This is a genomic window from Pseudomonas sp. (genome assembly GCF_030698175.1).
GTDB lineage: Bacteria > Pseudomonadota > Gammaproteobacteria > Pseudomonadales > Pseudomonadaceae > Aquipseudomonas.
On the sequence record NZ_JAUYNT010000014.1, the window covers coordinates 78884 to 95471 of the forward strand.

The window sequence follows — 16588 nt, forward strand, 5'->3', positions numbered from 1 at the left end:
CCGTGCCTCAACCGCTCGAGGGTCTGAATCGGCAGCCCTCACGAACTGCCGTGGATGAAGCGCACAGCCCTGATTTTGATTTATGCGATGTGCAGCGCCCTATTCGTCAACTCCGCCAAAGCGCTATCGAGGGCAAGATGGAAGCGCTCGACCAATAGATCAATCTCTTCAGGCTGGATCATCAGCGGCGGCAGGAAGCGCACCACGCCACCGTGGCGGCCGCCCAACTCCAGGATAACGCCGAGACGTAAACACTGACGTTGTATGGCCTGCGCCAACGCCGCGTTGACCGGCGGAACGCGGCTGCCGGCCGCCAGCTCGCCGACGATTTCCACCCCGACCATCAAACCGCGACCCCGCACCTGGCCGATGCATGGGTAGTCGGCTTGCAGCTGACGTAGTTGCCCCATCAGGCGTTCACCCATGGCGTCGGCGTGAGTCGGCAGATCTTCGCTGAGGATATATCGCAGAGTCGCGGCACCGGCAGCCATGGCCAGTTGATTGCCACGAAAGGTGCCGGCATGGGCACCCGGTTTCCAGGTATCCAGCTCTTCCCGGTAGAGCATTACCGACAATGGCAAACCACCGCCAATGGCTTTGGAGAGCACCAGAATGTCCGGCTCGATATCGGCATGTTCAAAGGCAAACAGCCGACCGGTGCGGCCCAGGCCAGTTTGCACCTCGTCAATAATCAGTGCCACGCCATGCTTGCGGGTCACTTGGCGCAGGCCCTGCAACCAACGCACGGGCGCAGGAATCACCCCACCCTCGCCCTGCACCACTTCCACCACCACGGCTGCCGGCGGCAACACACCGGATTCCGGGTCGCTCAGCAACTGTTCGATATAGTGCAGGCCGGCGTCTATCCCCGCCTCGCCGCCCAGGCCGAAGGGACAGCGATAATCGTAGGGATAAGGCAAGAACTGCACCTCCGCCATCGCTGCGCCCAGCGCCAGCTTAGGCCCCAGATTCCCCATCAGGCTTAGAGCCCCGTGAGTCATGCCGTGATAGCCGCCGGAGAACGACAGTATCGGTTTGCGCCCGGTGGCAGTTCTGGCCAGTTTGAGCGCCGCCTCGATGCCATCGGCCCCCGACGGGCCGCAGAACTGGATGCGCGCATGGCGGGCGAAGCGTTCGGGCAAGGCGGCGAACAGCTCTTCGACGAACCTATCCTTGACCGGCGTGGTCAGGTCCAGTGTGTGCAAGGGCAAGCCAGAGTCGAGGGTCTGGCGCATGGCGGCAATGGCCACCGGGTGATTGTGCCCCAGCGCCAGGGTGCCGGCACCGGCCAGGCAATCCATAAATAGCTGCCCTTGGGTGTCGCGCACATAGAGGCCATGGGCCTCCTGCAGCGCCAGGGGAATGCGCCGCGGATAGGAGCGCGCGTTGGATTCACGGGCAGCCTGACGCTGTAAATAGGCGTTGCTGTTCAGCTCGCGCGGGCCTTGTTGGCGAAAATGCTCGAGGGTAAAGGTGGCGCTGGACGGGTGCAGGTTCTGGATACATTCCATGCTGAGTTCTCCCTAAGGTGTGACAGAAAACGTGGGGGTAGTTGGACCAATGGCCCAACGAGTAAGCGCCGACTCGGTCAAGGATCGGAGACCAATCAGCGGATCAATAAAGGGTGTGGCTATGCAGCTAACGTAGCCGGAGGGCAATTGCAAAGGCTGCAGCCACCAGCCTTGGCCATCGTCCCAAGGTGCCTCAATGCTAGGCTGCCAGCCTTCTGCGGTGACATTCAGGCGGATGGCCGTAAGCGGCAGGCTAAGGCCTTCGCCACGGGCCTTCAGATAGGCTTCCTTGGCGGTCCACAGGCGCAGTAGGTGAGCCCGCCCTTCGCTGTCGGTCGCCGCGTGCAAGTCGGCCAGCTCGGTGGAGTGACAGCAGACCGGCGCCAGTTCACGCCAGTCGAGGTCGGCTTGCAGCCACTCCAGGTCTACGCCGACCGGTGCCTGCGAGATGGCGATCAAGGCCAGCCGGTGGCTATGGCTGACATTGAACTGCAGCGCGCCCATCCCGGCGTCGAGTCGAGGTTTACCCTGAGCGCCGTAACTCAGCACTATGGCTAAGGGCGGTAAGTCGAGGTAGCGTCCGAGCAAGCGCCGCAGGGCCGCCCGCGTCTGGATAAAGGCAGCGCGAGCCTGCGGACAGCGAAAACGCTCGGCACGCGCCTGCTCATCGGCAGTCAGTTCGGCCAGCCGCAATGCGCCCTCGTCCAACGGCACCAGCCAGAGCTGTACCTCGCGCTCAGACAGCTGCATGGCAAACCTTGTGCTGCACATGCAGCTGCCGCTGAATCAGCGCTAGCAACTGTTTTTCACGCTCAAATAAATAGAAGTGGCCGCCTGGGAAAATCCGCGTAGTGCAACCTGCGCGGGTCTCGCCGGCCCAACCCTCGAGCAGTGGCAGGGGCACACTGGCATCGTCCCGACCGGCCAGCACCTCAATCGGGCAGGTCAGCGGCAGCCCTGGTCGATAGCGATAGTTCTCGCAGAGGGCGAAATCGGCGCGAATGATCGGCAGGAACAACGCCAGCCATTCCGGGTTGTCGAGCACCTCCTGGGGCAGGCCGTTCATGCTGCGAATGTGTTCGAGAAAGGCCGCGTCCGGCAGATCGGACAGACGCTCGCGCCAGCCGTGGGCTGAGGGTGCGGTGCGGGCAGAAACCAGCAAGGCGCTCGGCGACCAGCCGCGTTTCTGCAAGGCTCGCGCCGTCTCGAACGCCAACAGGGCGCCCATGCTATGGCCGAAGAAGGCGAAGTGCTCGGGCGCCTCGTCCGCGTTTTCGATCGCTTGCGCCAGCGCGCAGGCCAACTCGTCGAGCGAAGCGGCCTGAGGTTCGCAGAACCGCGCGCCACGCCCCGGCAACTTGATCAGAGCCAGTTCGATGTCTTCGGCCAGCCAAGCCCGCCAATGCTGAAACACCGTATGCCCGGCCCCCGCATAGGGGAAGCAGTACAGGCGCAGCACGGCCGGCGCCTTGCCTGGCAGCAGCGAAAACCAGGAGCTCGGGGAAGCTGACATCAACCCTGCCCTTGCGCCTGCAGGGCCTGGCGCAAACTCAAGGGGCGCATGTCGGTCCATGTCGACTCGATATAGGCCAGGCACTCTTCTTTATTGCCCTGCTTGTCGAGCGCGCGCCAGCCCTCCGGCAGCTCCTTGTAGTCCGGCCAGATGGAGTACTGCTCTTCGTGATTAATCACCACCAGAAAACGGGTGTCAGGACTGTCCCAGCTCATTTTTGCTTCCTTAATTTGGCAGGCATAGATAGTTGACCAAGGCTTCACGCCTTGTGTTGGGTCGTATCTAAACACAACCCAATACAAGTGATAATTGCTATCATTACATTTAGCGAATAATTCCGTTAGACTCCCGCCGCAACGACCGAGGCGTTTAGCAGGGCTTTCACGGCTCTCCTGCTTCGCACGCAACGAATATCACTAAGGAAGGGGCGACTCATGGGGATGACAGCTGCGCGCGAATACGATCTCAGCGTGCAACCACTACTGGCGGATTCGTCATTGCCGCTGCTGGTACAGCCGGGAGCGAATCACGCGGCCAGCCTTGCCGCTTTGCCTGAACTCGCCAGAACCCGACTGCATAAGGTCGGCGGGCTATTGCTGCGTGGCTTCGATGTGCTGGGCGAGCAAGCGTTCCAGCAGCTGGTGCGCAGTTTCGGCCATGAACTGTTGAGTTACGAATTCGGCTCAACCCCGCGCAAGGCGGTCGAGCAAGGCGTCTACACCTCCACCGAATACCCGGCGCACCAAGTCATACCGCTGCACAACGAGCAGTCCTACACCCTGCAGTGGCCGCTGAAAATCTGGTTCCACTGCGTTCAGCCCAGCAGCGAAGGCGGCGAAACGCCGATAGCCGACAGCCGCTTGATCCACGATCGTATCGACCCCGCCCTGCGCCAGCGCTTCACCGACAAGCGCCTGATGTACGTGCGCAACTACGGCAACGGCCTCGACCTGCCGTGGGAGCAAGCCTTTAACAGCGAAGACCGCCACGTGGTGGAGGCTTTCTGCCGCGCCAAGCGCATCGACTTCGAATGGAAGGACGATGGCGAGCTGCGCACCCGCCAGGTCTGCCAAGCGGTGGCCCGCCATCCTCACACCGCTGAGAACGTCTGGTTTAACCAGGCGCACCTGTTCCACGTCTCCAACCTCGCCCCCGCCGTGCGCGAGGGCCTGCTGGCGGTGGTCGAGGACCCGCTCGACCTGCCGCGCAACGTCTATTACGGCGACGGCTCGCCGCTGGAGGACAGCGCCCTGGCGGAAATCCGCGGCGTGCTGGACGACTGCACCCTGCGCTTCCCCTGGCAGCAGGGCGACGTGCTGATGCTCGACAACATGCTGGTGGCCCACGGCCGCGCCAGCTTCAAGGGCGCGCGCAAGGTCATAGTCGCCATGGCCGAGCCGGCGCAGGAGCAGGTGCTATGACCACTCTCCAACGCCACCTCGCCAGCCCAGGCCAACAGGCCCTGTGGACCTTCCACCGGCTCAATCCAACGAGCCCGGCCTACAACATGGTGCTGGCCCGCGAGCTGCGCGCCGAGCTGGACCCGGAGCACCTGTGCGCCGCCTTCGCCCTGGTGCTGGCCCATTGCGAGGCCCTGCACTGCGGCTATGAGGAGGAAGACGGCCAGTTGTGGATGGTCCAGCCGGCGCGTATCGAAGCGGATGTTGCGACCCAACAGGTCGAGAATCTGAACCAGGCTGATGTGCGTGCCTGGCTGGAACACCAAGCCGATCTGCCCTTCGAGCTGGAGCGGGGTCAGGTCTGCCGCCTGCGCCTGTTGCACAACCAGACCGCCAGCGGTCCGCAGCTGCATATGTGCGCGGTGTTCCACCACATCAGCGGCGACTTCTTCAGCGTGGAGTGGGCGCTAGAGCTGATGTTCGCCGTCTATGAAGCGTTGGAAAACGACCAACCCCTGCCACTGCCGGAACCCGGCCGCTATTTCGACTGGCTGGCCGAACAACGCGAGATGCAGGGCGGCGAGAGCAACGACGCGCTGGCCAGCTTCTGGAAAGAGCGCCTGGCCGACGCGCCGGCGCCGCTGGAATTGACCCCGGACCTGCCGCGTCCACGCAGCCTGAGCTACACCGGCGAAGAATTCGAGCAATGGCTGAGTCACGAAGAGAGCCAGGCCCTGCGCGCGTTGGCCGAACAACTGAATATCAGCCTGTTCGCCCTGCTCGCGGGACTGTTCCAGGTGTTTATGCACCGCCAGAGCGATCAGGACGATTTCCTCATCGGTACCCCGACCATGGATCGGCATAAGGCCAAGTACAAACAGCTGATCGGCTACACCCTCAACGCCATCCCGCTGCGCGCCCGCCTCAAAGGCAATCCACGCCTGGACGACTGCCTGCAGAGCGGCGCCAAGCAGCTGCGCGAAGGATTGCGCCATCGCCGCCTGCCGCTCGCGCGCATCCAGGAAGCGGCCGCCAGCCCGACGCTGTTCCGCCATATGCTCACCTATATGCCCAACCGCCGCGAGGCCGCGCTGGCGCGCTTCAGCCTGCGCGAGCACCTCGCCACCCAGCGCGGCGCGGCCAACGAGTTGAACCTGCGCTGGCAGGATGACGGCCAACGGCTGCAAGCCCAATGGCGCTATAGCAGCGAGCTGTTCCACGGTGAGCGCATCGCCCGTATGGCGGCGCAGTTCGTTGAATTCGCCCGCGCCGCCGCGGCCCGACCCACGGCACGGCTAAGCGAGTTGCCAGTCTGCGCGCCCCAGGATCAGTCACGATTGAACGGCCCAGCGCTCGCGCCGAGCGCCGCCACCGCCGTGGCCGCCTTTGCCCAGCAGGTCGCGGCCCACCCGCAACGGCTGGCACTGATCGAGGGCGACGCCAGCCTGAGCTACGCCGAGCTGGACCAAGCCGCCAGCCGTCTGGCCGAGCGTTTTCAGGCCGCCGGCCTGGGTGCCGGCGGCGTGGTCGCACTCGCCTTGCCGCGCGGCATGGCCCTGCTTACCGCCATGCTCGCCAGTTGGAAAGCCGGCGCCGCCTACCTCTGCCTCGACCCGGCCCTGCCCGCCGCGCGCCGCCTGCATATGCTCGGCGACAGCGGCGCGGCGTTGGTGGTGGGCCAGGGCGCGGCACCGACCGAGCTGGGCGCAGTTCATTGGCTGGATCTCGACGCCCCGGACACCCTGCCCGACGCACCGCGCCGGGCGATCCGGGCGGTTCATCCCGCGCAACCGGCCTATCTGATCTACACCTCTGGCTCCACCGGCGCGCCCAAGGGCGTGGTGGTGACCCAGGGCAACCTGATCCATTACGTCGACGGCGTGCTGCGCGCCCTGCAATTGCCGGCCGACGCCAGCCTTACTGCGCTGGCCACGGTGGCGGCGGATTTGGGCTACACCGCCTGGTTCGGCGCGCTGCTTAGCGGCCGCAGCCTGCGCCTGCTCGATGAAACCCTGGCCAGCGACCCGGAAGCCCTGGCTGCGAGCCTCGCGGCGCAACCGGTGGACTGCCTGAAAATCGTGCCCTCACACCTCAAGGCGCTACTCGCGGTCGCGGAACCGGCGCGCCTGCTGCCGCGCCACTGCCTGGTGCTGGGCGGTGAAGGGCTGGATCTGGCATTGGTACAAAGCCTTAAAAAACTCGCGCCGGGCTGCCGCATCGTCAACCACTACGGCCCGACTGAGACCACGGTCGGCTGCCTCAGCCATGAGTTGGAGCACCTCGAACCGAGCCTGTCCGGCTTAGTGCCTGTGGGCGCGCCCCTGGCCAACGTGTCGGTGCAGGTGCTGGATCGCTATCTCGACCCCCTGCCCCTGGGCGCCGCCGGCGAGCTGTACGTGGGCGGCGCCGGCGTGGCCAGCGGCTATCTGGGCCAACCGCGGCTGAGCGCCGAACGCTTTATCCCGAACCCCTTCGCCGCCGACGGCAGCCGCCTGTACCGCACCGGCGACCGCGCGCGCCTGCTGCCGGGCGGGCGGGTCGAATTCCTCGGGCGCATCGACAACCAGGTGAAGATTCGCGGTTTCCGCGTCGAGCTGGGGGAAATCGAAGCCAGCCTCAAAGCCTGCGTCGAGCTGCGCGACGCCGTGGTGCTGGCCCAGCCGGCCGCCAACGGTGAAGGCCAACGGCTGGTCGCCTATCTGGTGCCGGCCAAGCCGATCCAAGCGGACGCCCTGCGTCAGCAGCTGGCTGCGCAATTACCGGACTATATGCTGCCCGCCGTCTTTATTGAGCTGGCCGAATTGCCACGCCTGGCCAACGGCAAGGTGGACCGGCAAAACCTGCCGCAGCCCGCCGCAGTGCAGCGCGAACAGGCCGCCGGCGGCGCGCCACGGGATGCCGTGGAAGCGACCCTGGTCGAGCTGTGGAGCGCTGTGCTTGCACGCGAGTCGGTGTCCATCCACGACGACTTCTTCGCCCTCGGCGGCGACTCCATCCTGGCCCTGCAACTGATCGCCAAGGCGCGTAAGGCCGGCCTCAAGTTCAGCCCCAAGCAGCTCTTCGCCCAACCGAGCATCGCCGCCCTGGCCGCGACGCTGGCCTCTCCGGCCCGCGAGTTGGAAGCACGCCTGCTGCCGCTCTGGCGCGAGGTGCTGGGCCAGCCAGAATTGGGCCGCCAGGACGACTTTTTCGCCCAGGGCGGCGACTCCATCCTCGCCCTGCAATTAATCGCCAAGGCCCGCCAGGCCGGGCTCAAGTTCAGCCCGAAAGAGTTGTTCCAGCACCCCCGCGTGGCAGCCCTGGCCGCCCTGCTGCTCACGCGTAGCGCCGCGCCGGCCGCCGAGCCAGCAGTCAAGGCGCTGGCGCCTTTCGCCCTCTCGTCGCTGCCGGCCGAACGCCTGGGCGAACTGGCCGGCGCCGAACTGGAAGACGCCTACCCGCTTTCGCCGCTGCAAAAGGGCCTGTTATTCCACAGCTTGCTGGAGGGCGACAGCGGAGCCTACGTCAATCAATTGCAGGCCGAATTGAACGGCCCGTTCGACCCGCAGCGCTTTATCGCCGCCTGGCGCGCCGCAGTCGCCGCCCACCCGTTGTTGCGCACCGGCGTGCTTTGGCAAGGCCTGGACGAGCCGCTGCAATGCGTGCACCGCAGGCTGGAACTGCCGCTGCGCCAATTGGATTGGCGCGAGCTGGACGCGGACGCGCGCCGCGAAGCGTTGGATCTGTTTTGCCGCGCCGACCGCCACCAGGGCTTCGTCCCGGATCGCCCGCCGTTGCAGCGCCTGGCGCTGATGCAGCTCGACGCGCAGCGTTGGTGGCTGATGTGGAGCCGGCATAACCTGATCGCCGACGGCTGGAGTTCCCTGGCGCTGTTGCAGGAAGTCCTCGCCCGCTACGCCGGCGAAACGCCGCCGCCGCGCCCCGCCTATCGGGAATACATCGGCTGGCTGGCCGCGCGCCCGACGCAGGGCTCCGCGCCGTTCTGGGCGCAGCAATTGAGCGGCTTCGAAGGCGCCGGCTCGCTGCCCATGCTGGCCGCGCCACGTCCAGGCCAAGCACTGGACCAACTGACCCAATCGCTACGTTTCGACAGCGACGCCAGCAGCCGCCTGAACGCCGCCGCCCGGCACCTCAACGTCACCCTCAACAGCTTGATCCAGGCCGCCTGGGGCCTGTTGCTGGCGCGCTACAACGACCAGCCAGACGTGGTTTTCGGCGCCATCAGCAGCGGCCGGCCGAGCGAGTTGCCCGGCGCCGAACGGATGCTCGGGGTGTTTATCAACACCTTGCCGCTGCGCGTCCAGGCCTTGCCGCAGCTCAGCGTGCAGGCTTACGTGCAAGCGGTGCAGAGCGCCAGCGTGGCCCTGCGCGAGCACGAACAAACGCCGCTGGCTGAGATCCTCCAGGCCAGCCCGCGCGGCGCCGCGCTCTTCGATACCTTGCTGGTGTTCCAGAACCTGCCGGAGATCGGCGAACGCCGTCTGCATGCCGGCGGTTTGAGCCTGCAAGCCCTGGATAACCTGGAACAGACCACCTACGGCCTGACCGTCAAAGCCCAGCCGGGCCGCGAGCTGGAGCTGCTGTTCAGCGCCGCTGCCCAGCGCCTGTCGGCGCCGGCGTTGCAAGCGCTGAGCGGGCATTTCCGCGAGCTGCTGCTGGCCCTCGCCGAAGACGGCAGCCGCTGCCTCGGCGAACTGCCGCTGTTGGCGGCGGCGGAACGTGACGCCCTGCTGCGGCAATGGAACCAGAGCGTGCGTCCGCTGGACCCGCATGCAGACATGCTCAGCCTGTTCGAGCGCCAAGTTCAGGCGGCGCCGCAGCGCCAAGCGTTGGTCTGTGGTGCGCAGCGGCTCAGCTACGCCGAGCTGAATGCCCAAGCCAACCGCCTGGCCCGCTGGCTGCGCCAAGCCGGGGTCGGCTGCGACCAGTTGGTGGCGGTCTGCCTGGAGCGCGAAGCCGCCACGCTGGTCACTCTGCTGGCGATCCATAAGGCCGGCGGCGCCTATCTGCCCATCGACCCCGCCCAACCGCCGGCGCGCAATGCCGACATTCTCGAGCAGGCCCAACCCAGCCTTCTGCTGACCCGCGAGGCCCTGCGCGGCGGCTTCGCGCCGCAGCTACGGCTGGTCACACTGGAAGCCCTGGAGCCCGAGCTGAGCACGCTCGCGACCGACAACTTGCGCCTGCCCGTGCAGCCGCGCCAGCTCGCCTACAGCCTGTACACCTCCGGCTCCACCGGGCGGCCCAAGGGCGTGCAGATCGAGCGACAAGCCTTCGTCAACTTCCTCCACGGTATTCAGGAATACGCTCGCCTAGGCGCCACCGACCGACTGCTGGCGGTGACCACCCTCGGCTTCGATATCGCCGGGCTGGAACTGTTCCTGCCGCTGGTTCACGGCGCCTGCGTGGTACTGGCGAGCCGTGAGCAAGTGCTACAGCCGACTGAACTGCTGCGGCTGCTGGAGCAGGAAGCGATCACCCTGATGCAAGCCACCCCGGCCAGCTGGCAAATGCTGGTGGAACACCCCAGCCCGGCGTGGCAGGGCCTGCGCGTGCTCTGTGGCGGCGAGGCCCTGGGCGCCGAGCTGGCGCAGCGGCTGCTCGACCTCGGTGTGCAATTGACCAACGTTTACGGTCCGACCGAAACCACCGTATGGTCCGCCGCCCAGCCGGTGCAGCGCGTCGAAGGCGCGGTGGTGCCGATCGGCCGGCCGCTGGCCAACAACCGTCTGTATATCCTCGATGAACGCCTGGAGCCGCAGCCAGTGGGCGTGGCGGGCGAGCTTTACATCGGCGGCGCCGGCCTGGCCCGTGGCTATGCCGACCGCCCCGAGCTGACCGCCGCGGCCTTCGTGCCCAACCCATTCGCCGAGGCCGGTGCACCGGGGGCGGAAGCCGGCAGCCGGCTGTACCGCACTGGCGACCTGGCCCGCTACCGCGCCGATGGCAGCGTGGAATTCCTCGGCCGCCGCGACTTCCAGGTGAAGCTGCGCGGCTTTCGTATCGAACTCGGTGAAATCGAAGCCTGCCTGGAGCGTCACCCAGCCGTGCAGCAGGCGCTGGTCAGCCTGCAACGCCTGGGCGCAACCGAGCTGCTGGTGGCCTACTGGCAGGGCCGCGATGACGTGAGCGACGCGGCCCTGGCCGAGCACCTGCGCGCCGAGCTGCCGGCCTATATGCTGCCGTCCGCCTGGGTACGCCTGGCGCAATGGCCGCTGAACGCCAACGGCAAGGTGGACCGCCAGGCCCTGCCCGCCCCGCAACTGGCCGAGCGGGCGGCGCTGGAGCCGCTGCACAGCGACACCGAACGGCAACTCGCGGCGCTCTGGGAAGCCCTGCTGCCGCCGCAGCCCCTGGGTCGGCAGAGCCATTTCTTCGAGGCCGGCGGCCACTCGCTGCTGGCCACCCGGCTGCTCGCGCGCCTGCGTCAAACGCTGGCCGTGGAGCTGCCGCTGCGCGTCTTACTGGAAGCGCCGCAACTGTGGCGGATGGCCGAGCGCATCGACGCCTGGCGGGCGTCCAACAGCCTGAGCGCGGCGCCAGCCCGGCAACCAGCCCTGCAATCGACGCCGCGCCACGCGCGCATGCCGCTGTCCCTCAGCCAGCAACGTTTGTGGCTGGTGAACCGCCTGCAACGCCCGTCCGCGGCTTACAGCATGGCCGCTACCCTGACCCTGCGCGGCGAGCTGGATGTGCCGGCGCTGCAAGCGACCTTCACCGCGCTGCTGGAGCGCCACGAGGTGCTGCGCACCGCCTACCCGGAGATTGACGGCGAGCCCTGGGCGGTGATCGACGACCAGGCGAATTTCACCCTGCCCTACCGCGATCTCAGCGCCCTGCCGCCCGCCGAACGCGACGCCGAAGCAACCCGCGACAGCCTGGCACACCTGCGCCAGCCCTTCGATCTGAACCACGCGCCGTTGCTGCGGGCGGGCCTGCTCAAGCTGGCGGACGACCAGCACCTGCTGCACCTGGCGCTGCACCATATGGTCGCCGATGGCTGGTCGGTGGGCGTGCTGACCAACGAGTTCAGCCAGCTCTACAGTCGCCTGCGCGCTGGTCAGCCGACCGACCTGCCGGCCCTGCCGGTGCAATACGCCGACTACGCCGTATGGCAACGCCAGTTGCTCAGCGGCGCACGCCTGGAGGCCGAGCTGGGCTTCTGGCGCACCGCGCTGGCCGGCGCGCCGCAGGTATTGCCGCTGCCCACCGACCACCCGCGCCCGGCCCAGGCCGACAGCAGCGGCGCGACCCATGATTTCCAGGTGCCGGCAGCGTTGGTGAAGCGCCTGGATGCCCTGGCCCATGCGCAAAACGCCAGCCTGTATATGGTGCTGTTGGCCGCCTTCCAACTGCTGCTGCACCGCCTGACCGGCAGCCGCGACCTGCTGCTGGGCACCGATGTGGCCGGGCGCGAGGCGGCCGAGCTGGAGGGGCTGATCGGCTTCTTCGTCAACGTGCTGCCGCTGCGCTCGCAGTGGCGCGATGGCGTGCGCTTCGTCGATCTGCTGGAGCAGACCAAGCAGACCAGCCTGGCCGCCTTCGAGCACCAAGCGCTGCCCTTCGACCGCATCGTCGAGGCGCTGGACGTGCCCCGCGAGCGCAGCCGCAACCCGCTGGTGCAGGCGTTGTTCGTGCTGCAAAACACCCCGCAAGGCCGCTTCGCCATTGCCGGGCTGGAGGTCGAACTGCTGCCCCCCGCCGAGCGCAGCAGCAAGTTCGACATGGCCCTGTTCCTCGAAGCCTGTGAACAGGGCTTGCGCGGCAACTGGGTCTACGCCAGCGCCCTGTTCAAGGCCGAACGCATCGCCGCGTTGGCCGCCGATTGGCTGGCGATTCTCGAACAAGCCGCCAGCGCGCCCGAAACCCTGCTGGAACTGCCAACCCTGCGCAAGGAACCTGCCGCCATGGGCAAAACGCCTGGCCTGAACGCCAAGCTCGACAAGCTGAAAAAACTCGCGCCGCGCGCCAGCAGCCCGCCGCGCCCGTTGATCAAGACCACCCCGCTGACGGCCGGTCGCGACTTCCCGCTGCTGATCGAACCGGCTGTGGCCGACCTCGACCCGCTGGGCTGGGCGCGCAGCTCACGCGACCTGATCGACACCCTGCTGTGCCAACACGCCGGGCTGCTATTTCGTGGCTTCGCCTTGCACAGCGCGCAGGATTTCGAAGCCTTCGCCGAGGCCATCCACCCTGGCCTGTTCGGCGGCTACGGCGACCTGCCGAAGAAGGAAGGCGGACGCAATATCTACCGCTCCACACCCTACCCCGAGCGGGAAATGATCCTCTTTCACAACGAGAGCTCGCACCTTCCGCGCGCGCCGCGCAAGCAGTGGTTCTTCTGCGAGCAACCCTCGCCAGTGGGCGGCGCCACCCCCATCGTCGACTGCCGTGAGCTGTACCGGCGCCTGCCGCCAGCCTTGGCGGAAACCTTCGAGCGCAAGGGTCTGCTCTATGTGCGCACCTTTACCAAACGCCTGGATGTGAGCTGGCAGGAGTTCTTTAAGACCGATGACCGCGCCGAGGTGGAAGCGCAGTGCCGCGCCACGAACACCGAGTTCGTCTGGCTGGCCAATGACGAATTGCAGACCCGCACCCGCTGCCCGGCGGTGATCCGCCATCCGTTGAGCGGCGAGCGCAGCTTCTTCAACCAGGTGCAGTTGCACCACGTGCATTGCCTGGAGCCGGAAGTGCGCGAAGACCTGCTGGCCATGGTTGGCCTGGAGCGCATGCCGCGCCAGGTCTACTTCGGTGACGGCAGCCCGATCAGCGCTGAGGTGATGAGTTTGCTCGGCCAGCTCTACGAGGCCTGCGCGGTGCGCTTCGACTGGCAGCGTGGCGACGTGGTGATGCTCGACAACCTTCTGGCTGCCCACGCCCGCGACCCCTACGAGGGCCCCCGCAAGATAGTGGTGGCCATGGGCGACCTGCACGAACCGGCTCAGCTGCTGGCTAGCCCCAGCGCAATGGAATTACAGGATTGAACGACATGCACGAGATCGATTCGGGATACCCCCTTAGCCCGGAACAACAGGCCGCACTCGACGCCGGCCACCCGGCAGCGCAACTGCGTATCAGCTTGAACGGCGCGCTGGACGAAACACGCCTGCGCCAAGCGCTGCTCAGCCTGGTGGCGCGCCACGACAGTCTGCGCATGGCCCTGCGCCCGTCACCGCTCTATCGCGGCCTGCGCCAGCAACCGGTGGAGGCCGATCTGGACTGGCATACGCTGGACCTGCGCACCACGGCGGACAGCCTGGAAACGCGCGTGAGCGAGCTTTGCGCCCAGCCGTTGGCCCTGGACAGCGGCCGCCTGCTGCGGGCCGTATTGGTCCGCCTGGACGAACGCGATTGGCACCTGGCGCTGAGCCTGGCGCCCAGCGCCGCTGACCGCCTGAGCCTGGAAACCCTGTTCGCCGAGCTGCCACAGCTTTACGACCAGCAGTACGCCGAGCTGGAAGAGGCCTTCCAGTACTCGCAATTTATCGAGTGGCGTACCGAGCTGGCAGCCGACCCCGAAGCCGAAACCGGCCGCGCCTACTGGGCCGAGCTGGGCCTGGCGCAACTGCCGGAATTGCATCTGGGCTACCGCCGTCAGGCCCAGGCCGACGACTCCCAGGGCTGCTTGATCCAAGCCCTGCCCGCGACGCTAGCGGCCGAACTGGAACGCCTCGCCGAAGCCCGCCAGCAATCCTTGCCGACCCTGCTGCAAGCCGCCTGGTGGGCGCTGCTGGCGCGCATCGGTGGGCAACCGGCCTTTGCCGGCGGCTGGCAGCACGACTGCCGGCGCGACTACGAGGCCCTGGCCGGCGGGATCGGCGTTTTCGACAAGGTGCTGCCGCTACCGCTGCGCCTCGACCCGACCGAATCTTTCTCGCACTGGCTGCAACGCCTGGCGGTTGTGCTGGAAGAGCATGTCGGCGCGCAAGAATACTGGTCCCTGGCCGAGCCGCAGCAGGCGCATTTCAGCGTCGGCTTCGCCCTCGCGGGTCAGCCCGGCGAGCGACAAGCCGGCGGGTTGAACTGGTGCGCCTTGGCACTGCCGGGCGCCGACCCGCGCTTCGAACTGGCCCTGCAAGTCCGGCTGGCGGACAGCGGCGTGACCCTGGCCCTGCATCACGACAACGCCCGCTATGGCCAGGACGCTGCGCGCTGCCTGCTGGAGCAATACCTCTGCCTGCTGGAACAACTGCCGGCACGCCTCGACGCGCCCTTGGCCGAACTGCATCTCAGCCCGGCCGCCCATCGCCCGCGCCAGTTGGCGCTGTGCGGGCCGACGCGAAACTTTGGTCAACTCAGCCTGCCGGCGCGTCTTGCCCACTGGGCGGCGACCACGCCCGAAGCCGAGGCCTTGCAAGCCGGCGAGCTGCAGCTGAACTACGCCGAATTGAACCAGCGTGTCGAACGCCTGGCCGCCGCGCTGCAAGCCCGTGGCATCGGTGCCGAGTGTCGCGTGGCGCTGCTGCTGCCGCGCTGCGGCGAGCTGGTGCTGGCGCTGTTGGCGGTGCTGCGCGCCGGGGCCGCCTATGTGCCGCTGGACCCGAGCTGGCCGGCCGCGCGCCTGCAGAAAATCCTCGCCGATGCCCAGCCACAACTGTTGTTGAGCGAATTGCCGAGAGACGATCTGCATGAGCAAAGCTTGCGCCTCGCCGATCTTCTAAGCGACGGCCAAGCTGAGCTGGCGCCGCTCGACAGCATTCACCTAGATCATGCTGCCTACCTGCTCTACACCTCCGGCACCAGCGGCGAGCCCAAGGGCGTGGTGATCGAGCACGGCCAACTGCTCAACTACAGCGCCGCCGTCAGCGAAGCGCTGCAGCTGAACAGCTGCCGGCGCTTCGCCCTGACCTCCTCGGTAGCCGCCGACCTGGGCAATACCAGCCTGTTCGGCGCCCTGTGGAATGGCGCCTGCCTGGTGGTGGCCAGCGACGCGGAGAGCACCGATGCCGCCGCCTTCGCCCGCTTCGTCTTTGATCAACGCATCGACTGCCTGAAGATGGTGCCCTCGCACCTGGCCGCGCTGCTCGAAGACGATACCGCGAGCCTGCCGGCAACCCTGATTCTCGGCGGCGAAGTCACCCCGCGCGCGCTGCTGGAACGTATCCGCCGCTTGGCTCCAACCTGCCGCATCCACAACCACTACGGTCCCACCGAAACCACGGTCGGTGTGCTGCTGCACAGCCCCGGGCAAAACCCTTGCGACAGCGACAGCCTGCCGCTGGACCGCGCCCTGGCCAATAACTACGCCTATGTGCTGGAAAGCTCCGCCGAGGGCCTGCGCCCCGCGCCGCTGGGCGCCGCCGGCGAGCTGTACCTGGGCGGCGCGCAGTTGAGCCGTGGTTATCTGCACCGTTCTTCCGACGCCTTCCTCGACGACCCGCTGCGCCCCGGCCAGCGTCTGTACCGCAGCGGCGACCGCGCTCGCCTGCTGCCGGACGGCCGCCTGCAGTTGCTCGGCCGGGTCGACCAGCAATTGAAGATTCGCGGTTTCCGCGTCGAACCAGGGGAGTTGGAGGCTGCGCTGTTGGCCCTGAGCGGCGTGAGCCAGGCGGCGGTTAAGGTCGCCGGCGAGCAACTGCACGCCTATGTCGTCAGCGCACGCCCCACAGAGGAACTGCTCGGCGAATTGCGCGGGCAACTGCCGGATTACCTGCAACCGACCCGCCTGCTCAAGCTCGCTGCACTGCCGCGCATGGCCAACGGCAAGATCGACCGCCAGGCGCTGCCCGACCCGGCCAGCCTCGCCGACGACAGCGCCCCGCAGGCACCCCGCGATACCCTGGAAACCCTGCTCGCCGGGCTCTACGCCGAGCTGCTGGAACGCGACGCGGTGAACATAGAGCACAGCCTGTTCGACCTCGGCGGTCATTCGCTGATGGTGATCAAGCTCTGTGCGCGGCTGCGCAAGCTGCTGCAAATCGAAGTGGCGCCGGGCCTGGTGTTCGATCACCCCAGCGTCGCGGACCTGGCCCAAGCCCTGCGCGGGTTGGAAAGCGTGCCGGGGCGGCTGGAGCAAGTCGCCGAGCTGCGCCTAAAGCTCGCCGCCATGAGCCCAGATGAACGCGTGGCCTTGCAAGCCCGGGCCGCAATGGGAGAACCAAGTTGAAGTCGCGGCCAAGCGCCGCGCCCACAGGCTCGTGGTTCCGACGCGCTTTTGTGGGAGC

General features: G+C 67.1%; 7 protein-coding genes. 3 read left to right on the plus strand and 4 right to left on the minus strand.

From position 1 onward, the window contains the following. Positions 1-80 precede the first annotated feature (80 nt). From Q8R10_RS06410 to Q8R10_RS06425, 4 genes are read right to left on the minus strand one after another with little or no spacing between them, the layout of a single operon-like run. Positions 81-1511 (minus strand): diaminobutyrate--2-oxoglutarate transaminase, encoded by a 1431-nt coding sequence (locus tag Q8R10_RS06410; protein WP_305652096.1) that lies wholly within the window; start codon positions 1509-1511, stop codon positions 81-83. A 12-nt stretch (positions 1512-1523) separates the two neighbouring features. Further along, positions 1524-2261 (minus strand): 4'-phosphopantetheinyl transferase superfamily protein, encoded by a 738-nt coding sequence (locus Q8R10_RS06415; RefSeq protein WP_305652098.1) that lies wholly within the window; start codon positions 2259-2261, stop codon positions 1524-1526. Beyond that, entirely contained in the window at positions 2248-3024 is a 777-nt protein-coding gene (locus tag Q8R10_RS06420; protein ID WP_305652100.1) for a thioesterase II family protein, read from the minus strand. Before Q8R10_RS06420 ends, Q8R10_RS06415 begins: the two co-directional genes overlap by 14 nt. Beyond that, complete coding sequence (locus Q8R10_RS06425; protein WP_305652102.1) at positions 3024-3239, minus strand: MbtH family NRPS accessory protein; 216 nt, start codon at positions 3237-3239, stop codon at positions 3024-3026. Before Q8R10_RS06425 ends, Q8R10_RS06420 begins: the two co-directional genes overlap by 1 nt. A gap of 225 nt (positions 3240-3464) precedes the next feature. On the opposite strand from Q8R10_RS06425, the gene Q8R10_RS06430 reads away from it, so the two are divergent. From Q8R10_RS06430 to Q8R10_RS06440, 3 genes are read left to right on the plus strand one after another with little or no spacing between them, the layout of a single operon-like run. Further along, positions 3465-4445: a TauD/TfdA family dioxygenase gene (locus Q8R10_RS06430; RefSeq protein WP_305652174.1), complete on the plus strand. Its 981-nt coding sequence runs from the start codon at positions 3465-3467 to the stop codon at positions 4443-4445. After that, on the plus strand, positions 4442-13408 hold the full coding sequence (locus tag Q8R10_RS06435) for a non-ribosomal peptide synthetase (protein WP_305652104.1): 8967 nt from the start codon (positions 4442-4444) through the stop codon (positions 13406-13408). The genes Q8R10_RS06430 and Q8R10_RS06435 overlap by 4 nt, the downstream gene beginning before the upstream one ends. 5 nt (positions 13409-13413) lie before the next feature. Then, on the plus strand, positions 13414-16530 hold the full coding sequence (locus tag Q8R10_RS06440; RefSeq protein WP_305652106.1) for an amino acid adenylation domain-containing protein: 3117 nt from the start codon (positions 13414-13416) through the stop codon (positions 16528-16530). Positions 16531-16588: the final 58 nt, after the last annotated feature.

Bases quoted from the DNA above. Each gene is read 5' to 3' on its own strand.
- Q8R10_RS06410 (WP_305652096.1), bottom strand. From the start codon at position 1,511: ATGGAATGTATCCAGAACCTGCACCCGTCCAGCGCCACCTTTACCCTC.
- Q8R10_RS06415 (WP_305652098.1), bottom strand. From the start codon at position 2,261: ATGCAGCTGTCTGAGCGCGAGGTACAGCTCTGGCTGGTGCCGTTGGAC.
- Q8R10_RS06420 (WP_305652100.1), bottom strand. From the start codon at position 3,024: ATGTCAGCTTCCCCGAGCTCCTGGTTTTCGCTGCTGCCAGGCAAGGCG.
- Q8R10_RS06425 (WP_305652102.1), bottom strand. From the start codon at position 3,239: ATGAGCTGGGACAGTCCTGACACCCGTTTTCTGGTGGTGATTAATCAC.
- Q8R10_RS06430 (WP_305652174.1), top strand. From the start codon at position 3,465: ATGACAGCTGCGCGCGAATACGATCTCAGCGTGCAACCACTACTGGCG.
- Q8R10_RS06435 (WP_305652104.1), top strand. From the start codon at position 4,442: ATGACCACTCTCCAACGCCACCTCGCCAGCCCAGGCCAACAGGCCCTG.
- Q8R10_RS06440 (WP_305652106.1), top strand. From the start codon at position 13,414: ATGCACGAGATCGATTCGGGATACCCCCTTAGCCCGGAACAACAGGCC.